The 21916-nt window shown below is 55.7% G+C and carries 21 protein-coding genes; 15 read left to right on the top strand and 6 right to left on the bottom strand.

Going from position 1 to position 21916, the window contains the following annotated elements:
• Positions 1–6: 6 nt before the first annotated feature.
• Both DXB98_RS08170 and DXB98_RS10105 read right to left on the bottom strand, forming a co-directional pair.
• Positions 7–1053, bottom strand: a complete 1047-nt coding sequence (locus tag DXB98_RS08170; RefSeq protein WP_117743778.1) for a radical SAM/SPASM domain-containing protein — start codon at positions 1051–1053, stop codon at positions 7–9.
• Positions 1053–1262: a hypothetical protein gene (locus DXB98_RS10105; RefSeq protein WP_147324162.1), complete on the bottom strand. Its 210-nt coding sequence runs from the start codon at positions 1260–1262 to the stop codon at positions 1053–1055. The genes DXB98_RS08170 and DXB98_RS10105 overlap by 1 nt, the downstream gene beginning before the upstream one ends.
• 83 nt (positions 1263–1345) lie before the next feature.
• Here DXB98_RS10105 and DXB98_RS10600 point away from each other — a divergent pair, with 83 nt between their 5' ends.
• From DXB98_RS10600 to DXB98_RS10465, 11 genes are all read left to right on the top strand, one after another.
• Positions 1346–1705, top strand: coding sequence for a DUF3784 domain-containing protein (locus DXB98_RS10600; protein ID WP_117564846.1), 360 nt, complete (start codon positions 1346–1348; stop codon positions 1703–1705).
• Between the two features lie 94 nt (positions 1706–1799).
• Entirely contained in the window at positions 1800–2909 is a 1110-nt protein-coding gene (locus DXB98_RS08160) for an ABC transporter ATP-binding protein (protein ID WP_158553182.1), read from the top strand.
• A gap of 2 nt (positions 2910–2911) precedes the next feature.
• Positions 2912–3403, top strand: coding sequence for an ATP-binding cassette domain-containing protein (locus tag DXB98_RS10310; protein ID WP_233505134.1), 492 nt, complete (start codon positions 2912–2914; stop codon positions 3401–3403).
• 120 nt (positions 3404–3523) lie between these two features.
• Positions 3524–4060 (top strand): hypothetical protein, encoded by a 537-nt coding sequence (locus DXB98_RS08150; RefSeq protein WP_035137761.1) that lies wholly within the window; start codon positions 3524–3526, stop codon positions 4058–4060.
• Positions 4061–4068: 8 nt separating this feature from the next.
• Complete coding sequence (locus DXB98_RS08145) at positions 4069–4398, top strand: helix-turn-helix transcriptional regulator (RefSeq protein ID WP_052044110.1); 330 nt, start codon at positions 4069–4071, stop codon at positions 4396–4398.
• Positions 4399–5101: 703 nt separating this feature from the next.
• A complete protein-coding gene (locus DXB98_RS08140; RefSeq protein WP_035137759.1) occupies positions 5102–6022 on the top strand; it encodes an ABC transporter ATP-binding protein in 921 nt (306 codons plus the stop codon).
• On the top strand, positions 6022–6840 hold the full coding sequence (locus DXB98_RS08135; protein WP_117564851.1) for a hypothetical protein: 819 nt from the start codon (positions 6022–6024) through the stop codon (positions 6838–6840). The genes DXB98_RS08140 and DXB98_RS08135 overlap by 1 nt, the downstream gene beginning before the upstream one ends.
• The gene (locus DXB98_RS08130; RefSeq protein WP_035137757.1) at positions 6837–7625 is read left to right on the top strand and encodes a hypothetical protein; all 789 of its coding nucleotides are present in this window, start codon (positions 6837–6839) and stop codon (positions 7623–7625) included. Before DXB98_RS08135 ends, DXB98_RS08130 begins: the two co-directional genes overlap by 4 nt.
• 66 nt (positions 7626–7691) lie before the next feature.
• Positions 7692–8990, top strand: coding sequence for a radical SAM protein (locus DXB98_RS08125; RefSeq protein ID WP_117638255.1), 1299 nt, complete (start codon positions 7692–7694; stop codon positions 8988–8990).
• On the top strand, positions 8974–10608 hold the full coding sequence (locus DXB98_RS08120) for an ABC transporter ATP-binding protein (protein WP_117743775.1): 1635 nt from the start codon (positions 8974–8976) through the stop codon (positions 10606–10608). The genes DXB98_RS08125 and DXB98_RS08120 overlap by 17 nt, the downstream gene beginning before the upstream one ends.
• 602 nt (positions 10609–11210) lie before the next feature.
• Positions 11211–11483, top strand: coding sequence for a hypothetical protein (locus tag DXB98_RS10465; protein WP_117584251.1), 273 nt, complete (start codon positions 11211–11213; stop codon positions 11481–11483).
• 22 nt (positions 11484–11505) lie between these two features.
• Here DXB98_RS10465 and DXB98_RS08105 read toward each other — a convergent pair whose 3' ends face one another.
• Both DXB98_RS08105 and DXB98_RS08100 read right to left on the bottom strand, forming a co-directional pair.
• Positions 11506–12024 carry a hypothetical protein gene (locus DXB98_RS08105; RefSeq protein WP_124786586.1) on the bottom strand — a complete coding sequence of 173 codons (519 nt, stop codon included), beginning with the start codon at positions 12022–12024 and terminating at the stop codon, positions 11506–11508.
• Between the two features lie 142 nt (positions 12025–12166).
• The gene (locus DXB98_RS08100) at positions 12167–13465 is read right to left on the bottom strand and encodes an ATP-binding protein (RefSeq protein ID WP_035137751.1); all 1299 of its coding nucleotides are present in this window, start codon (positions 13463–13465) and stop codon (positions 12167–12169) included.
• 294 nt (positions 13466–13759) lie between these two features.
• Here DXB98_RS08100 and DXB98_RS08090 point away from each other — a divergent pair, with 294 nt between their 5' ends.
• Positions 13760–14071: a hypothetical protein gene (locus tag DXB98_RS08090; protein ID WP_117564855.1), complete on the top strand. Its 312-nt coding sequence runs from the start codon at positions 13760–13762 to the stop codon at positions 14069–14071.
• Between the two features lie 88 nt (positions 14072–14159).
• Here the strand turns inward: DXB98_RS08090 and galE are convergent, their stop codons facing one another.
• The gene (gene galE / locus DXB98_RS08085; protein ID WP_117743774.1) at positions 14160–15221 is read right to left on the bottom strand and encodes a UDP-glucose 4-epimerase GalE; all 1062 of its coding nucleotides are present in this window, start codon (positions 15219–15221) and stop codon (positions 14160–14162) included.
• Between the two features lie 266 nt (positions 15222–15487).
• Between galE and DXB98_RS08080 the strand changes: the two genes are divergently transcribed.
• The gene (locus DXB98_RS08080; RefSeq protein ID WP_006235871.1) at positions 15488–16693 is read left to right on the top strand and encodes a hypothetical protein; all 1206 of its coding nucleotides are present in this window, start codon (positions 15488–15490) and stop codon (positions 16691–16693) included.
• A gap of 228 nt (positions 16694–16921) precedes the next feature.
• Here DXB98_RS08080 and murB read toward each other — a convergent pair whose 3' ends face one another.
• The gene (gene murB / locus DXB98_RS08075) at positions 16922–17884 is read right to left on the bottom strand and encodes a UDP-N-acetylmuramate dehydrogenase (protein ID WP_055252181.1); all 963 of its coding nucleotides are present in this window, start codon (positions 17882–17884) and stop codon (positions 16922–16924) included.
• A 183-nt stretch (positions 17885–18067) separates the two neighbouring features.
• Here murB and DXB98_RS08070 point away from each other — a divergent pair, with 183 nt between their 5' ends.
• The gene (locus tag DXB98_RS08070; protein WP_055252182.1) at positions 18068–19096 is read left to right on the top strand and encodes a LacI family DNA-binding transcriptional regulator; all 1029 of its coding nucleotides are present in this window, start codon (positions 18068–18070) and stop codon (positions 19094–19096) included.
• A 204-nt stretch (positions 19097–19300) separates the two neighbouring features.
• The gene (locus tag DXB98_RS08065) at positions 19301–21829 is read left to right on the top strand and encodes a phosphoketolase (RefSeq protein ID WP_117743773.1); all 2529 of its coding nucleotides are present in this window, start codon (positions 19301–19303) and stop codon (positions 21827–21829) included.
• Positions 21830–21916 lie beyond the last annotated feature (87 nt).

Below are 21916 nucleotides of genomic sequence, written 5' to 3'. Positions count from 1 at the left end.
ATCTCCTTAGAGTTGGGACAGGACGCTCAGGTCGCCTAGATCGTCATCGATTAGGTCGATATAGAGGTCGCCGTCCATATTGATGTCTGCAATCAACGATGAGATCTCTTCCATCTCGTCAATCGAGTGCATGCGATTGGCCAACGCGGTAATAACGGGTTTATCCCAAACGGTTGCCATTCCGGCATCGTAGTATTCCTGAAGACTGTGTTTGCGAACGTTTCCAATGATGAGAGGTATATAGGGGGATACGACGATATCGCCATTGGCGTGGATGGCCACTTGGTCAAATTGCATCTGCAGCTGGGGGAATCTGACCAAGTGGTCGATGGGGTCGCCCCACTCAAACATGAAGTAGCCTCGATAGCCTGGATCGTATCGAAGGTCGTTGATCGTGTTGACCAACCGACGGTATTGATTATTTGAAGGGCGAATTGTGCGGTTTTTTCGGGCTCTGCCGAGGAGCATAAGTGGCTGAACTCGAAGGTCAATTCGGTCGGTCCTGCTCGACGATTTCAGCTTGTCCCGGAGCATCGTGCAAACTGGTTTGAAATCGTCGACATTAAATGATGTTGGACAAAAGGCAATCGAAAGGTGCAGCGAAGTTTCGTTCAGCGTGATATCGATGGCGTCTAGTACCCGGTCGTATAGCCCCGGGAACCCCCGCATATGTTCATGAGAATCACGTAGGCCATCGAGGCTAAACTGTATGCCGTTTAAACCGGTATGTTCGAGCTCATGCCAAGTAATTGAGCTTGCGAGCAGTCCGTTTGACACGAGGTTGCATTTGACGCCAGATGTGCTGAGCCGCCGCAAAGATTCGACGACAAGATTCTTGCGCAGAAGGGTCTCGCCTCCGCAGAAGCAGAAGCTAAAGGGGTGCATTTGACAAATCGAGTCGACGAGTTCGAGGACTTCGCTATCGGATAATTCGTTTGCGAGGACGTCGTTTTCTCCACTGTTGTTGAAGCAGTGTAGACAACGAAGGTTGCATTTGTTTGTAATGTCGAGCGCAACGCTGTGAGGCGCTCCGATTATTGCTGTCATGCTCATTATTGCTCCTTATCGAGCGGACGAACAAATAGCTTGACGTCGCCCGAGTCGAGTTCGTCGGGCAGGGTGCCGACTAAGAAGAAGCCAAGGTGCTGGCTGGAACGGTCAAGTTGCTCGGCAATTGGGGTGGAATTAGGCGCATCTATTCTGAGCGTGCGGTAGGCTTTGGGAGCGGAAGATTCGTAGTATTCTGCAAGACGGTCGAGCACGCTGGCAAGCAGCGTAGGGCTGCAATTGTAAGACGTTTTGTTGTTTGACGATTAGGCTGTTATTGAAGGAGTGGACTTGAGTGATGGCGATGTCGGACGTTATAGTTCCAATGGTGGGGTCATGCCTGCTGCTGGTGTTCGGAATAATGATGTATCGAGGCAAGCTCACGGGATTGCTTGCTGGAATGTCATCGCTATCGGGAGGGCGTTTAGAGGAGGAAAAGCGGACGGCCGAGTCTCTAGGCACAAACCGAGCGGTGGGGGCGGTTATAGTTTTCTCCGCAATATGTCTCCTTTTTTCGTCCCTTTTTCCGGACAAAAGGGCGATTTTCGGTCTGATGGTGGCTGCCGTAATAATCGCCGCACTTGCCTATGTAAATAGGGAGTCTATTCGTATGTATATCAAGGCGAAACGGAATCCTGGGCATCGCAACCCGCGATAGTGTTTTGCGAGGATTAACAATAAGGAGTGTATGGGAGCGATTAAGCGGCGAACTAATTCAGTTTTGGATAAAAGGTCGCTTGATGGGGGCTGGCATGTTTAAGAAGACGGTTAACGAGTTATTTCGCTGTAAAGGGTCGCGGCTTTTCGTGATTCTCATGTCGGTGAATTATGCTCTCTCGTGCGTCATGCCCGCCTTAAACGGTGGGTTTGTAGATTTTCTCGTGACGAATAGGGATCCATCTCGCGTCGTATGGTTTGCAGCCTTTGTTGCCAGCATAGGGATATCGGCATCCTTCATGTCGTATGCGATGGGCGTGAACGTATCGCGCGTCATTTTGGAGATGACTACGAGACTGATGGGGGCCACGTGTGAGTCGTTTGAACGAGGGCCCTTGGAAAAGGGGGAGCAGGCGGATTCATCCTATACAACGCAGAGGGTGTATGCGGATTCGAATGCGGTGTCATCGTTTGTCGTGAACAACTTCCTGACAATCGGGCTTAACATCATTCTGATTGTGTTTATTTTCATCATTCTGTTTTCAATTAACCCGGTGTTTCTGGCGTTAAGTACATGTTCGCTTGGGGCATACTTCATTTTATTTAGGGTGTTGAAAAAGCCGCTGTACAACAGTTCGCTTGCGAACAAAGAGGGGTTGAGCAAGCTGTTCGCATCCGTGAGCGGCGAGCTGTCGCAGTTGTTTGACATTAAGTGCGATGGGGCATATGACCAGAGTGCCCGTACGCTCAAGGGGGTATTCGAGGGGTACTACCCGATTTACATGAAAGCAAGTAGGGTCTCGAATCTGGCCACCTCGAGCGACGGCCTGATCTCATCTGTGTTCCGGGGAGCGTTGCTTGTGATCTCCGGAATGGAAATATTAAGCGGAAGAATGAGCATTGGCGAGTTCACAATGGTGAACTCGTATTACTCGATGGCGTTCGGATGCTTCAAATATTATTTGAATTATTTCAAATCATATCAGGACGCGAGGGCCTCGTTCGACCGATTGGAGGCTCTGTCGGAAGGCGCCGAGGACCGCGGCACCATCTCGGTTGGGCACGTGGAGAGCATATCGTTGTCCAACATCGCGTACCGATATGCGGGAAAGCCCTACTTGTACCGCGATCTCTCCGTGGAGGTCGAGAGGGGGAAACCTATACCATTACCGGGCCGAACAGATGCGGCAAAAGCACGTTTCTGAAGGTGCTTCTTGGACTATATTCTGCTGGGGGGCATCGGACTTTGGGGTCGGTGCCATATGAAGAGCTCGATATGGAGACGATCCGACATGACCTGTTTGCGGTGTGCCCGCAAAAGCTCTTTATTCCGAATGAAACGGTGGAACACTATCTTGAGAGGGCATCGATTCGGGGAACGGGCGAGCATCTCTGCGAGCTTGTGCCGAGTTTCTGCCGAACCGTCGAATCGTTAAAAGGTAAGAATTGTAGGGACCTTTCTGGTGGAGAGTATCGGAAGCTAAGGATAATCTCAGCACTTTGCAGGCAACCGGAAGTGCTTGTGTTTGACGAGCCGACGAATGATTTAGACGAAGAAAGCCGTCGGGAGTTCACGGAGTATGTCTCTCGAAACCCCTTTAATCAGCTAATTCTTGTTGTAAGCCACGATCAGGATTTGATTTTGGCATGCGATAAGAAACTGGATTTGAATTTCGACTCGAAAGATGGGCAATGCTGATGAGAAACGCTTGGAGTTCGGGATTGCGCGGCGTGAAGCGACCCTCTTCTTATCGAGTTCGTTACAATGTAGGAAAAACAGTAAGTAAGAAGACCTCTGATTGCTTTAGGAGGAGCTGTGGTGAATAGCGCCCAGAAGATCGATAAGTCCATCCAGAAGATGATGACTCTCGGAAGAAGGCTTGGGATTCTGTTTACGGCGCTGTTTATAGCGGTGTGTTGCTGTTCGGTGGTGGTGGTTATTTCCATTGGGCTTATGGCTGCTCAAGGAAACCTATATGATCCATCAAAGACGGTTTCCGTAGTGGTTCCTTTGATGTATCTTCTGATTTCCGGAGGGGCCACATGGACCCTGCGGGGAATCAGCATGGACATGGCTCATGGCGAATCGCCCTTTACCCTTTCGCATGCTCGAAGAATCTCGATTATCGGGTGGCTGTTTGTTGCAGCAGCAATAGGTGACCTCTTGTTTTCTCCGGGGTTTCTTTCGATAGTGATTGGCCCCTTCGACTTGCTGGGGAACGCCTATTCGATGTTTGAAAACCTGGCCCTGCCCATAGATATTGGTGCTGTGCTGGGGGCCGTTTGCTGCTTCTCGATTTCTGCGATATGGCGCTACGGAGCTCTGCTTCAAGACCAGACCGAGGATTTGGTGTGAGGGGCGGCATGGACTATCTGATTATTGAGCTTGAAAGCTTATTGCTTCGACGCGGAAAGACGAGTACGGATATCATTCGGGCGACCGGGCACACACCGGCAAGTATCTCAAAAATACGAAATGGCAAGGTGAAGGCAATTAGGTTAAAGACATTGCTGGATATTTGCGTAGAGCTTGATTGCCAGCCTGGCGATCTTATTAAGCGCGTCAACGAAAGAGAACTTGAGGAACTGGCGACGCGGCGCGCCCGCAACGCGCTGAGCAGGGCGACCGCGACGGGTGATGACCCGGTCCTGGAGTCAGATCATGTTTACGTGGTCGATCTTAGAGACGACTGAGGCTGGAGAATAAAAAAGTATTGAGCAGGTGCAGCCCGTGAAAACAACGGTTTTCACGGGCTGTTCATTCAACGTCCTGCAGTGGCCTGTATTTCTCGCCGCGTCACTGGGGAACGAGAGAGTCATTTCCTGTGCTGGATGCAGGGGGGGGTGCTTACCTTGTGTAATATATAAATAAGCTTATATTGAAATATGATACATATTGAATTAGAATAACATTATCAATTCGGTATGCAAGGAAAGGAGGGAGAGATGGATTGGATTAACGAGCCGGAGGAAGGCGTTGCACCCGCGTGCGGCAACTGCTTCTTCTACGCGCACGGGGGATGCACGAAGAGGTGCCCCAATCAGTCCTGCACGTTCCGTTTCTAGGGGGCAGAGATGAACTGGCTTTCTACCGCGAAAGGAGGGGAATGAAATGGAATGGATTACCGAGCCGTCAGCCGGGGCTGAGCCCATGTGCAACAATTGCTTCTTTTACGCGCACGGCAGCTGCAGCACCAAGTGTTCTTCACAGGAGTGCACTATCCGCTTTTAGCGGATAGTGCACGCCGTACGGCGTGCACAGACTGTTCAAAGATATTTTGGCCAGCAGCGCCTGAGGGGCGATGTGGCATTGCAATATGGGGGGCGAACCGACGTTACCTATAACCCCGCACAATTGCCATGTCGTCCCTTTTTATTGACGGGGAGGATGTCGTCCATGCGGGAAGTCCCAGTTGAATTGCGTGCCATATCCAAGAGATATGGCGGGTTTGAAGCGGTTAAATCAGTCTCGTTCTCTTTAATGGAAGGCGAGCTGTGTGCACTCATTGGGGAGAATGGTGCCGGCAAGAGCACGTTAATTCGATTGATCACGGGGCTTTCGGAGCCATCGTCAGGAACGATCTCGATGTTTGGGCAAACCGGGAGACGTGAAATACGGAGCTGCAGGGAAAGGCTGGGTTATATGCCCGACCTCAATGCTTCGTATCCTAATCTGACCGCGCGAGACAACTTGGTCGTTCGCTGTATTGAGTGGGGGCTTCCCACCGATCGTTCCATCGACGGTGTGTTATCAACCGTCGGTTTGGGGGAGGCCGGCGGGAAGAAAGTGAAGAACTTCTCAATGGGAATGAGGAGGCGTCTCGATCTGGCCATAGCGTTGCTGGGCGATCCGGAGCTGTTGATCCTGGACGAGCCGACAAACGGCCTGGATCCGATGGGGATAGTCGAAGTAAGAAAAATCCTTACGCATCTTAACAAAGATCAAGGTAAAACGATTCTCGTATCCAGCCACAATCTTGAGGAGATGCACAAGCTGGCAACTGATTACCTCTTCATAAGTCATGGTCGCCTCATTCGAAGGATGACCGCACCTCAGCTGGAAAAGTCATGCCGCGGTGGTTTCGTGTTGCATGTGGACGATCTGGAGCGAACGAGATCGGTTCTCGGAGATGAGACCTCACATTCTTTTCTGCCGGACGGCAGCGTCCTTATGCGCTATGAGGAGAAAAAGGAAGGGCGGGGCATTGCAATCGAAGCGCTCTCGACCGCAGGTGTGAGGGTTGCGGAGGCGTATTCTCATAGGAAGAGCCTTGAGGAGTTTTATTCGGAGCTCATCGGTCGAGAGAGCGAGCTGTGATGAAACGCGAGTTCATCTCAGCTTTTCGGAGCGAGGTATGGTTGCTCGCCAGGCACCCGGCGACCGCTCTGATGATTGCGCTTGCGGCTGTGCTGTATGTGGTTGCGGCTGCGACTTCGTCTGAGGTGCTGATCATGGTCGCCGGTGATGACCCGTATACGCTTGGAGGGGCTATAGGTTTTATTGGAAACCTAGTGGATGCAGGGGACGTTTTGGGCTCTGTTGCCCGGACGTCTTTTGCGTCTACAGTGGTCTGGATTCCGGTGACGATTCTCTACGCGGTTTACGCTACGTCGAGAGACTTTGAATCCGTGGCTTACGCCGTATCGAGATCGCGAGGGGTGTCGCAGGCGGCGATTGTGATCACGAAGCTGTTGGTGAACTGCACTCTGGTCGGTGCCGTGTATCTTCTTTCTACGACTGCGCTGTATTTAACCAAGATGGCCCAATGGGACGTTGGGGCCTCGTGCTCAGGGTTTGCCCAATTTGTATCGATTGCGCTGATGATCGCGCTGCTGCTCATTTCGATGTACGCCGCTACCTTCGCCCTGTATTTGCTCACGAGGAGTGTGGTGGCGAGCAGCGTCGTTGCAATAGCGGTTTCGACATTTGTGATGGTGTGGTTCCCAAGTACATACGGAAGCGGTCAGCCCAGCTTGCTGCTCATGCTCTCGCCCGTGTATTACCTGATGAACCTGTGTTCCCTGAGTATGCAGAATGTTGGTGTAATTCAGGTTTTGCTGTATGCGGGCGGCACTGTGCTTGTGTCGGTTGGAGTTGCGCTCGTCTCGCTATTTGTAAGGACGGCGGTTCGATGAATCTTGGGATGTCGGTCAGGGCGGAACTGTTCCGCGCAAGGAGAATGAAACTCGCCGTGATAATAGCGCTGATGTATTTGGGCATCGCGGGGATTTATGTGTTTGCCGGGTCCGGCGCATGGGTCTCCGCAGGGGGAGAGGGCCAGTTCTTTGGCTTTTCCGCCGATCCGGGCTATCTTTTCTCGATAGGGGTTGGGCCAACGGGTATCTCTTCCTGGCTAAGTGTCGTCTCCATGGCGCATACGGTGTTCTTCCCAATCGTCTCTGTTGTTGTGGCGGGGACGCTATTCGGTGATGCGACGAGCGTGTCGGCAAGGGGAGTTTCGATTGCTCGGGGCTTCCGCAGCTGGCAGCTGTTTGCGGCAAAGACATTGGCTTGCGAAGTGTATACGCTGTGCCCCTACATCGTGTTTACTCTCGGTGTCGCTGCGGTCTTTGCCGTGTGCTCCGGAAGCGGTCTAGACAGCCTTACGGTTGGTAATGTGACCTCGGCACTCCTGTCGAATATCGTTATAGACGCCGCTTATACGCTGATGGTTGCGGTTGCATATGAGGTGTTCAGGATCAGATCTCTTGTGTCGGGAGCCTTGCTGGTCGCAACGTTCGCGGGCCTTGTTATCGCGATGAGTTTCCCAACCGTTTTACCCCCGGTTCACATGGCTTATTGGATGAGGGCGTGCGGGGCTGCCGGCGGGACGGTCCTGATGGCTGCATGCGGCCATGCGGTCATCGTGTCGCTCGCATGCCTATTGCTGCTTTCGTGCAGTTTTTATCGAAGAAGGTAGTGCGCTGGCGTATGCGCAGCGTCTGAGGGTCGATATGGATTTGATTGGAAATGGAGATGGTGCGAAGTGAAACTGTCGCAATTTAATGTGGTGCATGAACATAACGGAAGTCTTCTTATCATGAATGCGCGAACCGGCGGCATCCTGTCGTTAAATCCGGAATACGCGCAGAAATTCAAAAGGATTCAAGAAGGGGACGTTCGGGATGCCGATGATCTTGTCGCGGAGCTGATAAGGGGAGGCATCCTAGTCAATGAGGAGAGGGACGAGCTTGGGGAGATCAGGTTGCAAAGTCGCGCCGCGCGCTTTGCGAATACTGCTCTGTCCCTTACCATTGCGCCAACGATGGCTTGCAACTTTTGCTGTCCCTACTGCTATGAAAAGGGACAGGCGTACACGACGATGGGCGAGGAGGTTTTGACACAGCTCTCCAAGTTCGTGAAAGATTACTATCCTGGTATCGCAAGTCTCTCAGTTGGATGGTACGGCGGCGAGCCTCTGCTCGGAATGAAGATGATCGAACGGATTACGTCGGATCTGAAAGATGTCGTGGGACCAACGTGTGAATATTCCGCATCGATAGTGACAAATGGCTATCTGCTGACGCCTGATGTTGCAAGGAGGCTCGCGGCATGTGGTGTGACGAGCGCGCAAGTGACTATAGATGGATCGAAGTCGGATCACGATTCGAGAAGGATTCTTCACGACGGAAGCCCTACATACGAACGTATTCTCAAGAACGTCAAAGAGTGTGCCGACATCATCGATATTTCGATAAGGAGCAACGTCGACAAGACCAACATCGAGGCCGCTCAAGAGCTATTGGATTATCTCGAGCTAAATGGCCTGATGAATAAGGTTCACTTCTATTTAGCCCCTGTTGACGATATCAATCAGGTATGTGCGAACGACAGCCACTGCTTTACTGTAAAAGAGTTCTCGTATGAGGAGACTGAGTTTTATAAAAGGGCAATTGCGCGGGGCTTCAAAGTTCAACCTTTTGGTGGGACGAATTTCGGGATATGTTGCGCCGTTGGAATCAACTCGTACGTGGTTGATCCCGTCGGAGATTTGTATAAGTGCTGGGATGACATTGGAATGAAGGAGCGGAGGGTCGGAACTATTTTCGAGCCGCCAATGTTGAGCAAGAACATGATTAACTGGATGGCATATGAGCCGGATGACCCGGAATGCCAAGAGTGCTTTGCTTTTCCCATGTGCATGGGAGGGTGCCCCAACCACGCCTTAAACGGTGAGGGGAAACGTTGCGTTTCCTTCCGGTATGATGCCGAGCAAAAAATGCTGCTCTCCCAGATGATGAATACGGCAAAACGGGGTGCGGGGCAAAATGAGGCTGATGCTTAATCTCTGTAGAAAATATATACTGGGCGGTCGATTCTACGCCTATCTTGTCGTAACAGTTTTGGTCGGGCTGCTTGCGCTTGCGGGTCCCTTTCTTACCGGCATAGTGGTAAACCGATTGGCGATGCCGGCCAGCGCCGATCTTGCCGCCGTTCTCGTTTGTTGCCTTATTTTGGTTGCGGTCCAAGCGGTTCGAGCGGGACTAGTGTATTGCTCAGAGATGCTGTACATCAACCTTCAGTCGCATGCGGGGTTCGGCTTAAATGCGGATACGCTTGAGCACGTGAAGCACCTTCCCCAGGCATTCTTCGAGGGCTTCAACGCGTCGTATTATAACCAGCAAATCAATCACGACGCTAATGACCTTGTCATCTTCGTAATCAACTCGGTTGTGGGGGTTTCAAGCAACGTTATCACCCTTTTGTCCGCCCTGTTTGTTCTCGGTAGCCTGAATATCAAGTTGAGTGTGGTCTGCCTTGTTCTTGCGGCAGCGAGTGCCGCTTTTTATGCGGTTTCACGCGCAAGGCTGTTTGAGAGAAGTTTTGACGTACAAGAGCAGAGCGCGAGGTTTTTTTCCTGTCTACAAGATCAGTTGGAGAAAGTTGATTTCATCCGCAAACATGCTTTGTTCGATAGGTCCCGCGCTGTACTGGTCGAAGCTTTTAATGGGCTCTATCCAACGATGAGAGCAAATCAGGAAGTAGGGTCTAGATTTACCTTTGGCAACGCGTTGGTCGCTTCCGCCGCTCAAGGATGTCTTCTTGCTGTGGGCGCGGTTGAAGTGATGGGCGGGAGACTGTTGCCTGGTTTTCTCGTGACTGCTGTTGGATATTATTCGAACTTAAGCTCAGCGGTACAGTATTTGTTGGGCTGGGGAAGGGATTACCAGACTAATCGCGTATGCTATGAGCGGCTGAAAAGAATTTGGGATGTCCCGGTGGAAGCGAATGGCAAATTGGCGCTTGGTCCGATTGAGGAAATCCGTCTAGAGAACATCAAGCTACGTTATCCAGGGGCGGAAAGGGTCGCGTTAAGCATTGAGGGGCTCGCGTTTTCCAGGGGTCGGCTATATGGAATCTCGGGGCCGAATGGTTCGGGGAAGAGCTCGCTGCTGTCAGTGATATTGGGGCTATATCCAGATGACACAGAAGGGGCCGTTTGCTACAACGGGGTGTCACAGCGTTGCATCGATCGATATGCATTGCGGCGGTGTCGAGTCAGCATTACGGAGCAAGAACCCCCTATCGTTGAGGGGACGATTCTCGATAATCTTACGCTGCTTTCTGATGATTACGAGATGGATAAGCTGAATCGGATGCTTGTCATATTGGGGCTAGACGAAATGGTTGCTTCTGTGGAGAACGGGGCAACGGCGATGCTTGACGGCGGGAAAGGAGGGGTGTCCGGCGGCGAGAAGCAAAAGATTGCAATTGTGAGACAGCTGTTGAAATCGCCGGACGTTATGCTTTTTGATGAACCGACCTCAGCACTTGATGCGAAGAGTCGAGGCGCGCTGATCAAATTGCTTCATGAAATTAAGAGAGACCATATTGTAATCGTTGTCACTCATGACGAGGAGATGCTTGCCGCCTGTGACGAGGTCATTTCGACGGCTGGATGATTATCGGATTGTGGCGTTGAAGACCAAGAAACTTGAAATGGCGTGGGCTCTGGGTAGGTCTCCACGGGTACGCCGTCGGTGCTGTACTCGACCGCCCGGCAAGAAGGTTTTATAGCGTGTTTCCCCAGAGAGGTCCCTTTGTCCGGTAGTGGCGAGGGGAGCCTCTCTTTTGCTCACCTCTTGCGGCGGAGGGGGACACCATGCGCCTATGCAGGACAAACTGCGCGTTCTTGTCGAATGATGGGCTATGTGTAGAGATGATGGTCTCGGGTAGAGGCCGTGTCGCGCTCGGCTGCGATGAGCCAGGCAATTCAATCTTCATCCGGGAGGGCCTTGGCAAGACAAGCAGGGCGAAGACCTTGGCGACGTTCGGGAGCCGTGTGGCGCCCGGCTCCACGCTCATCCACGACATGGAGCCGGGCGCCACACGGCTCCCGTCAACAATCTGTCACTGAAGAGCCAGCACTACAACGCGAAGCTGCTCAAGGGCGTTCCCGACGGCCAGAACCCGCTGGGGCCCGTGAACCGGATGCGCTACTTCATGCAGTGCTTCCTGAGGGCTCATCCCGGCTCCAACCGGGGCGACATGCGGGGCTGTGGCTATGAGTCCGCCCGAGGACAAGCTTGAGAAGGTCGCGATGGTGCTCGATCGGGCAATGCGATACCCGAAAACGCTCAGGTTCAGGCAGTTCTATGCAAGAAAGCCCAGTTCAGATGAGTTCGACGAGCAATATTTATCAACACAGTGCAAGGGGGGATTATATTTGTATTTCATCCGTGTTGAGCTTCACACGGTGCGCGACTCATCGCAAACTGGCGGGCGCAGCGGAAAGAAAACCGACTGCAGACGAACGATCGATATCGGGAGCAAATAGCCACCGGATGCTTTTCGGTCTCCTACGCGTCGACCTCCGCGATTTCTTCTGCGTCTCGCCAAGTTGAAAGGAGCGATGTCGAAAACTCCTTTTCGGTTAGCGTCAAGACATCCTTCACGCAAAAACCTTTCAATTTGTCAGGAAGCCCAAAACGCGCTTTTTTCCTAATCGAGCTGGCAACCCGCTTCAACGCGGTCTTGTTCTTGTCCTCGTTGTATACCAAAACAAAGACGCAGTGCTCGCGAAACCATCTCGTCCTCTTTCCCCACAGGTCCGAGCAGATCAAAACGCTGTCCTTGCACTTCTCGATGAGGGCGTCCCTTTGGCCAAGATTGATACCAAGCTCCTCGTCATCCTTGGGATTGAGCCTCTTCCCCAGCGTCTCCTTCAGACTGCCGTTTTTAAATTCGACTAGATATAACGTTTCCCGATCGCAATACAGCGCATCGGCGGAGCGCGGGAGTTGCATCCACCTATTGACCTTCTTGCAGTAGCATTCTTTAACAGAGTCAAAATTGACAACAGGCAAATCGTCATCCACAAGAGAGACGCTCCCGTCTCTGGATGTTTTGGAGATGGTCGACGTGCAGTCCCTTAGGATACAGGTCCTGCAACGGGAGCAACCATCGCTGCCATCTGGCACCACGGGAGAGTTCGGATGAGGGCAGGAGGCGCACAGGTCGCTACTCAAGGCCGTACTCCTCCCTCTCAAGCGTATCAAAAGGAGCCGCCAGCTTCTCGTAGGCGACCTCAGTCGAGCCGGTTATTTCGGCAAAGCGAGAGCGTCCATCAGCGCAGGTCTCCGCAAGATAATATGAGCACAATCCATCAACAGCGTGCTTCTTAGAATACACTTCGATCGCATTCAAGAAATATGGACTATGGGTGCTCATTAAGACGTGCATCCCGAGCTCTTTCTGGAGCAGCACGATTATCTCGGCGAAGGCCAGCTGCCATGCAGGATGAAGATGAATCTCGGGTTCATCGAGGATAATGGTCCCTCCGGCATCTAGCGCGCCGGACTTCAAGAGCACCTTCATGATGGCGAACGTCTTCAAGCCAGCAGAAAGGTTCCCAGGCTCCAACCCCCGAGCGAAGCCCTCTTCGAGATACGTAAGGTGACCGCGACTTTCGCTCCTCTCGAAATACCCCGGACATAAGGAGGAGACCTTGTCCATGAGAACCTTCAGGTGCCGCTCCTTCGCGATCTCGTCGAACAGCGAGGACTCGCTGTCATCGTTACGGATGGTCGCCTGAATCAAATCTTGCCGCAGCTCCTCCTGGTGTCCAAGGAGGGGCCTGAACCGAAAAGCGGGGCCGTAGGGCCCTCCGAGAGAATCGATCAGGAACGGGTCGTCCAGATAATGCGCCCTGAATCGCAAAACCCTCCTATCGTGCACCTCCGCCACCTCGTCACCTGCAACCGAGAAAACCGTAGATGCGTCCTTTATCTGGAGTTCGACCTTCCCGGGCTCTTCGCCGAAAACCGAATTGATCTGGCCGTTGAACTCGCTTTGGAACCTGTTTGTCGCAATCGCACGAAATACCTCATCATCGGAGATATCCATGATCTCGATAATCTGATCGGCAACTCCTGCTACGCCATTCGTGAAATCGGATTCGATCTCACGGGAGATCTCCTCCCCGTAATACTCCTTTATCTCATCAATAAGCTCGTCCCTCGTGCACTCGCCCGAAAAAACCCTGTCGATGAAACCATTCATTCTTCCAGCAGTTCGCCTGTGGCGAGACGTGGAGTCGAGAGGGCCTCCCACATATGCCTTCCTGATGGCGCGTTCAACACTATTGCGCCTCATGCGGTCGATTTTGTTCTCCGAATCGGACATGCTGTTGAAGGCCGCATAAAGCGCTTTTCCAACCGTGCTTTTCCCCGTCCCGTTCTCCCCGGCGATCACGGCAATGCCATTAATCTCGATATCGGCCTCAGCGACCCTGCCGATGTTTTTCACCTTGATTTTCAATGCATATCACCAGCTCTAAACTCGCGAGACTCAATAGCTCGATTATCGCACAGGGAGATCGACTTCTCGAGGACTCCCTAAATGGAACGCGCGGGGAGGACATGGCTCGCCGCCGTCCGCTTTGCGTTCGCGCGGGGAAGGGTGACGACCAGGGGCCTCTCCGGGCTCATCAAGAGGAGCGCCGGATCCTCCTCGTCCATTTGAACTGTATTGTATCCCAGGACACTTGACTTAGAGGAATGGCGTTGAGCGGCGATAATCGTTTCAGCGCCAAAAAGAAAGGAGTGTTCAGTCATGGCAGATAGGCTCTCCTGCACAGCGGGGCACCGCACCGAGGCCGCAGACTTCGCCGTCGCGTCGGGGAAGCCCATCGCCCAAGTGGCCGCCGACCTCGGCATCAATGAGAAGATCCTGGGAAGATGGGTGACGGTCAGAAAGAAGGAACTGGCCAACCACCCGGTCGCGGCGGCCGCGGCCAAGACCGAGACCGCCGAGATGAGGGCCGCCCGCAAGTGCATGCGCGAGCTCGAGCTCGAGAACGAGTTCCTAAAAAGCCCCGACCTCACATTGGAGGCCGGGGCCAGTAGATTTTTGGGACATGTCTAGAAATCTACCCATGCGGGAAGCGGCATGTGCCGAGCATGTCGCGTGCTAGGTTTTGAGGCATGCCACAAAACCTAGCACGGGGGAGTGGCTACTCGGCGTCGGCGAAGCCGTTGGGGTTATGGCTCTGCCAATTCCAGCTGTCGCGGCACATGTCCGCGATGTCGTACTGGGCCTTCCAGCCCATCATGCGTTCGGCCTTGGAGGCATCGCACCAGTTGGCGGCGATATCGCCGGCACGGCGCTCGCGAATCACGTAGGGCAGCTCCTTGCCGCAGGCCTTGGAGAAGGCGGCGACGACCTCGAGTACCGAGGTGCCGGTGCCGGTGCCCAGGTTAAAGATCTCGACGCCGGTCTTGCCGTTCATCCAGTTAAGGGCGGCAACGTGACCAGATGCCAGGTCGCACACGTGGATGTAGTCGCGCACGCCGGTGCCGTCGGGGGTGGGGTAGTCGTTGCCAAAGACCTGAACGGCCTCGAGCTTACCGACGGCGACCTGGGCGACGTAGGGCACCAGGTTGTTGGGGATGCCCTTGGGGTCCTCGCCGATCAGGCCCGACGGATGAGCGCCGATGGGGTTGAAGTAACGGAGCAGCACGACGTCCCACTCGGGGTCGGCGGTGTGGACGTCCATAAGGATCTGCTCGATCATCCACTTGGTCCAGCCATAGGGGTTGGTTGCGGGCTTCTTGGGGTCTTCCTCGGTGACGGGCGGGTTGTCCGGGTCGCCGTAGACGGTCGAGGAGCTCGAGAAGATGATGGACTTGCAGCCATGGTTACGCATGACGTCGATGAGCACCAGGGTGTTCTCGATGTTGTTATGGTAGTACTCGACGGGCTTGCTCACCGACTCGCCGACGGCCTTAAAGCCGGCAAAGTGGATGACGCGGTCAATCTGATGGGTATCGAAGATCTTGTTCATCGCATCACGGTCGAGCACGTTGGCCTCGTAGAAGGTGAGGTTCTTGGCGGTCTCGTCGCCCACGATGGTCTTGACGCGGTCGATGGCGACGGCGCTGGAGTTGGAGAGGTCATCGACGACGACGACCTGGTAGCCGCCCTCGAGCAGCTGAACGACGGTGTGGGAACCGATGAAGCCGGCACCGCCGGTAACGAGGACGCAGGTGTCTTTGGGGTCGAGTGCTTGGGACATGTAGTCTCCTATCGAATCAGGAACACTTCTTGAGGGCAGTATAGCGCAGGCGGGGACGCCCAAATGGTGCACTGTAGGAAAAGCAGAGGATTATGTTAACGTACTCATATAAGAGCTTGCTCAATTGTTACCTCAAATTTGGCAATTGCTTACGAGCCGCCGACCTTGTAGTTTCCTGCCGTTCGTGGAAATCGTTGGGACGCGCCGTATGTACGCTAATATGTATGAGTTGAGCGACATATAAATAAACATGTAACGGAGTACATATGTCACCAAACAGCGATTCCATCCTTTCCCAGGAGCTCTCGCGCCGCACGGCCCTCAAGGCCCTGTTCGGTGCCGCTTCTGCGGCAGTTCTTTTTGGCCTGCCCGCTCGCGCCCATGCGGCGGAGGCTTCCAAAGAAACAACCGATAAACTGAATGCCGCCCAGGCCCAGCTCGACGAGGTTCAGGCCCAGCTCGACAGCATCGCAAATGAGTATGCGGCGCTGGCCAACAAGAATGCTCAGACCCTCAACGACATCGAGAATGTCCAGGGCAAGATTGACGACACGCAGGCCCAGATCGATGAAAAGAAGGCCGAGCTCAAGAAGAAGCGCAACGACCTTTCCGATCGCGTGGCCGCCAGCTACAAGTCCGGCGGCACGAACATCCTCTCGCTGCTGCTGGCCTCTGGCTCGTTTGAGGAACTCGTCGCCAACGCGCATTACGTTGAGAAGATCAACAAGAGCGACCGCGATGCCATCGAGGACATTCAGACCATCCAGGAAGAGCTCGATGCGCAAAAGACCGAGCTTGAGTCGCAGAAAGCTGACTTAGAGAAGCTCAAGGACCAGCAGACTGCTCAGATGCAGGATATGCAGGCCAAGCAGCAAGAAGTCCAGACTGTGCTGAACGGTCTTTCCGACGACGTCAAGGAGCTCATGGCTCAGCGCGATTCCGAGATCCTCGCTGCCGCCCAGGCCGAGGAGGCTGCTAGGAAGGCTGCCGCTGCCGCGGCTGCCGCGAACAAGAACAATTCCTACTCGGGTGGTTCGAGCTCGGGCGGTGGATCGTATGCGCCCGGAACTCCGCAGCAGAATGCCGGCTCGGGCAAGCAGCAGGCCGTCGTCAACGCGTGCTACTCCACGCCTTCGCCGGGTCAGAACTGGTGCGCGGCGTGGGTTACCAATGTCTTCCGTAACGCCGGCGTTGGCTACTTTGGCGGCAACGCCTGCGACATGTTCAACGCCTGGTGCTATAGCTCCGACCGCTCGGCGCTGCAGGTGGGCATGATCGTAGCCGACTCCTCGCATAGCGGCACGGGTGCTCCGGGCCTTATCTACGGTCATGTGGGTATCTATGTTGGCGGCGGCATCGTAATGAGCAACGAGGGCGCCATTACGTCTAAGTCGCTTGATTCGTTTATTAGCTTCTATGGCACTGGCTCTGGCGTGCGTTGGGGCTGGCTTGGCGGTATTGCGCTGTCGTAACGGCGGTTTGAAGTAAGTTGGTCCGTGGCTGCCCGAAAGGCATTAGGTTGCCTGCTTGGACAGTCCTGCTCGCACGGAGAGCACATTAAGTGCTCTCCGGCTCGTGCGGAACTTGCGATCAACCTAATGTCTTTCGGGCAGCTATGGACCTCTCGGGTCCAATACGTCACATACCGGACTGGTTTATCTGAATAAATATGGCGAAGGCCCCTTTCGGGGCCTTCTTTGTTAGAGGAATTCGCCTACTCGGTGGACTTCGGGTTCTAGGTCTACTCCGAATTGGTCTTTGACGGTTGTTTGGATGTGGCGGATGAGTTCGTCGACATCGGCTGCGGTGGCGTGGTCGGCGTTGACGATGAAGCCGCAGTGCTTCTCGCTTACCTGCGCACCGCCGACGGCATGGCCGCGCAGGCCGGCGTCCATGATGAGCTTGCCGGCAAAGTAGCCCTCGGGGCGCTTGAAGGTGGAGCCGGCGCTCGGCATGTCGAGCGGCTGCTTGTCCTCGCGGCGCTGGCGGTAGTCGTCCATGTCGGCCTTGATCATCGCGGCGTTGCCCGGGGCGAGATTGAAGGTGGCCGAAAGAACGATGAAGCCGTCGTCGGCAATGCGGCTCTTGCGATAGCCCAGGTTGAGCTCATCGACATCGAACTCGATGATGTTGCCGCTGCCGCGGGTGCCGTCGTCGAACATGCGGGCGGGCTTGTAGACACGCACAGACTCCAGCACATCGGCCATGCAGGCACCATAGGCACCGGCGTTCATGTAGCAGGCGCCGCCGACCGATCCGGGGATGCCCGAGATGGGCTCCATGCCGGTGAGGCCGGCCTCGGCTGCTGCCGCGGCGACATCGGAAAGCAGGGCGCCGGCTGCCGCCGTGACGTGCGTGCCGTCGACCGTAATGTCGGAGAGGCCCTCGCCCAGCGCCACGACGACGCCGCGGATGCCCTTGTCTCCGACGAGCAGGTCCGAGCCGTTGCCCACGATGGTGAGCGGCAGATCACAGCGATAGCAGGTGTCAAGCGTGGCGACGAGGCCCTGCTCGGTATCGGGCGTGACAAAGACATCGGCCGGGCCACCGATCTTAAACGTGGTGTGCTCGCGCATGGGCTCGCTCATCAACACGTTGTCCTCGCCGGCAACGCCAGCGAGCGCGCACAGCAGGTCCTCGTTAAAAAAGTCGTTCTCGTGCATACGAATATCCGCCTTTTGGTGGTCGTTCTCATCAATCGATTGCAATATACCCCACCCAGATGTATTTGGTGCGCTGGCGGCGATAAAACTGCCGTCCACCGGATTGATAAAGTGTTTATCATCGAGGTAGAGGGGCAGTCGCTATACTTTCAAGAGATTGCGCGTAAACCCGGAAGGAGCGAGATGGCCAACAAAGTCACCCTCAAGCAGATTGCCCAAGAGGTGGGGCTTTCCCCTTCGTCGGTCTCGCTTGTTCTCAATAATCGGCCCTGTCGCATCTCGGAAGAAAACCGCAAACTCATCAAGGAGGTTGCGGCGCGCAATCACTATGTTCCCAACCAGATCGCGCGCAGCCTGGTCATGCGCGAGTCGCGCACCCTGGGCCTTATCGTCCCCAACATCGAGAGCCGCTTTTTCGCCTCGCTCGCCGGCAGCTTGGAAAAGCGCTGCCGCGAGGACGGCTACGCGCTTTTTATTACCAGCTCGGGCGGAAGCGCCGATGACGATCTGGAGCTGCTGCGCCAGCTGGTGACGCGCGGCGTTGATGGCGTCTTCCTGGTGGTAGGTGACGAGTTCTCCGACGACCGCGCCCTGCGCGAAGAAGTCAGCCACCTGCCCATCCCGGCCGTAATGGTCGACCGTGCCATTGAGGGGCTCGAGTGCGACAAGGTGATGTTCGACCACGAGATGGGCGGCTATATGGCCACCCGCTATCTGATCGAGCAAGGCCACCGCCGTATTGCCTGCTTGGTTAACGCGCGTCGCTCCAATACGGGTCGCAAACGACTTGCCGGCTATGAACGCGCGCTGCGCGAGGTTGGCCTGCCCATCGACGCGCGCTTGGAGTTCGAGAGCGAGTACTACATTCCGAGTGCCTACGAGGCCTCGGAGGCGGTGCTCGCAACCGATGCCACCGCCGTGTTCGCAAGTTCGGACAACATCGCCCTCGGTTTGCTCAAGCGCTTGCACGAGATGGGGAAGAGCATCCCGGGCGATATCTCGGTGGTGAGCTATGACAACTCGGCTGCCGACGTTCTCTTTGAGCCGGCGCTGACCGCGATCGAGCAGGATCCGGGCGTGCTTGCCGAGCATGCCTTTGGTTGCATGTCCAAACGTCTTGCCGGCAAGGGCGGCAGGCGTGCCGAAGAAGTGGTTCTGGAACCTGCTCTCATTGTGAAGGGCAGCGTTCTAGAACTTACTAAATACAACTAAACATGTTTATCAATTCGAGAAGATCGAATGTGGAGCATCTGTGACAGGCAATGCCGCAGGTGAATGTTGCGTTTTGCCAATTGGTGTGTTTGATAGAGATGATAAAACGTTTTTTCACCATGATAAAACGTTTTAGCAAATATACTAGTCCCAACGAATGGTTGCCGTATCGGAGGGTGACCGCGCAGCGAAGGGACATAAACAATGGCTAAAACACTGGGGACGCCGTGGCAAAAGCTGGGGCACGAGGTGCCGGCTTCCGAGCTCGAGGGTGTCGATCTGTATTGGCGCGCTTCGAACTACCTGTCCGTCGGTCAGATCTACCTTCGCTCCAACCCGCTGATGCGCGCTGACTTTGTCGACGATAAGACTGGCGAGGCGCGCGACTTCGGTCGTCCGGACGTCAAGCATCGCCTGGTTGGTCACTGGGGCACCACGCCTGGCATCAACTTCCTGTTCGGCCACGTCAACCGCCTTATTGCCGATCACAACCAGAACGCCATTTTCTTGATGGGCCCGGGTCACGGTGGCCCCGCCGGCACCGCCCAGTCGCTGCTCGACGGTACTTACCGCGAGATCCGCCCCGACATCACCAATGACGAGGCCGGTCTGCAGAAGTTCTTCCGCCAGTTCTCCTATCCCGGCGGCATCCCGAGCCACTTTGCGCCCGAGACGCCCGGCTCCATCCACGAGGGCGGCGAGCTCGGCTACACGCTCAGCCACGCTTACGGTGCCGTCATGGACAACCCGAGCCTGCTAGCCGTGGCCGTGGTGGGCGACGGCGAGTCCGAGACCGGCCCGCTCGCGACTTCTTGGCAGTCCAACAAGCTCGTGAACCCGGCAACCGACGGTATCGTCCTGCCGATCCTGCACCTCAACGGCTACAAGATCGCCAACCCCACCATCCTCGCCCGCGTGTCCGACGAAGAGCTCACCAAGTTCTTTGAGGGTATGGGCTATAAGCCGCACTTCTTTATCGCCGGCTTTGACGACGAGAGCCACGCAAGCATCCATGAGCGCTTTGCCGCCCTGTTTGAGCAGGTCTTTGACGAGATTTGTGACATCAAGGCCACCGCGCAGGCCCAGGCTGCCGCGGGCGAGACCGTGGTCCGCCCGGCCTACCCCATGATTGTGTTCCGTACGCCCAAGGGCTGGACCTGCCCCAAGCAGATCGACGGCAAGAAGACCGAGGACTCCTGGCGCGCCCATCAGGTGCCGCTGGCAAGCGCCAAGGACACTCACGAGCACTTCCGCGTGCTGCGCGAGTGGCTGCGCTCCTACAAGCCCGAGGAGCTCTTTACGCCCGAGGGCCAGGTGCGCCCCGAGGTAACGGCCTTTATGCCGACCGGCGAGCTGCGTATTGGCGCCAACCCCAACGCGAACGGCGGCAAGGTGCGTCGCGAGCTCGAGCTGCCCGATATCCACGCCCACGAGATTCCCGTCGCCGAGAAGGGCCATGGTTGGGGCTCCACCGAGGCTGCCCGCGTCTTTGGTGAGTACACTGCCGACGTTCTGGCCAAGAACATGGACGACTTCCGCATCTTCGGTCCCGACGAGACCGCGTCCAACCGCCTGCAGGCCGCTTATAAGGTGACCAAGAAGCAGTGGGATGCCGGCTTCTACGAGGACGAGGCCAACGACGAGCTGCTCGCTGGCTCCGGCAAGGTTGTCGAGCAGCTGTCCGAGCACCAGTGCGAGGGCTTCCTCGAGGCCTATGTGCTCACCGGCCGCTCCGGCGTGTGGAGCTCCTACGAGAGCTTTGTCCATGTGGTCGACTCCATGGTCAACCAGCACTGCAAGTGGCTCGAGGCTACCAAGCGCGAGATTCCGTGGCGTGCCCCCATCAGCGGCCTCAACATTTTGCTGTCGAGCCATGTTTGGCGTCAGGACCACAACGGCTTCTCGCACCAGGATCCCGGCTTTATCGACCTGCTGCTCAACAAGGCCAACGACACGCATATCGTGAACGCTTACTATCCGGCCGACGCTAACATGGCTCTCGCCGTGGCCGAGCGCGTCTACCAGTCCACCGACTGCGTCAACGCGATCTTCTGCGGCAAGCAGCCCGCCCCGACCTTCCAGACGGTCGACGAGGCAAAGGCCGAGCTCGCCGAGGGCGTCGCAAATTGGGAGTGGGCATCGACCGCCGACTCGCTCGGCGAGGCCGACGTCGTGGTCGCCACCTGTGGCGACGTGCCGACGCTCGAGGCTCTGGCTGCAACCGATATGCTGCGCGAGCTGGGCATCAAGGTATGGTTCGTCAACGTGGTCGATCTGCTCAAGATTCAGAACGTCTGCGAGAACGACCAGGCTATAAGCGACGAGCGCTGGGCTGAGCTGTTTGGCTGCGGCGAGAAGCCCGTGCTCTTCGCGTTCCACGCCTATGCCGGCACGATTCGCCGCCTGATCTGGAACCGCCCCGGACACGACGCGTTCCGCGTCCACGGCTACGAGGAGAAGGGCTCCACGACCACGCCGTTCGACATGCTGCGCCTGAACAACATGGATCGTTGGGCCCTGGCCGCCGACGTGCTGCGCATGGTCGACGCCGTTAAGTTTGCCGAGCAGATTGATGAGTGGGAGGCCTTCCGCACCGAGGCCTTTGAGTTCGCGTGCGACGAGGGCTTCGATCACCCGGCCTTTACCGACTGGGTCTGGCCCGACGCCGCTGCCGCAACCGCAGCCGACGGCGCGCTCTCCGCAACGCAGCTAACTGCCGGCGACAACGAATAGCATCCGGGACGGCCTCGCGCTGGGGCCGCCTCCGGGCGGGCGCCTTCCTCTGAGAAGTGGGCTTCGCGAACTTCTCAGAGGAAGGCG

Origin of the sequence: Collinsella sp. OM07-12 (assembly GCF_003438275.1) — a bacterium.
Classification (GTDB): domain Bacteria; phylum Actinomycetota; class Coriobacteriia; order Coriobacteriales; family Coriobacteriaceae; genus Collinsella.
The sequence above is the reverse complement of the archived record's forward strand: the minus strand, read 5'-3'. Positions and strand labels throughout refer to the sequence as shown.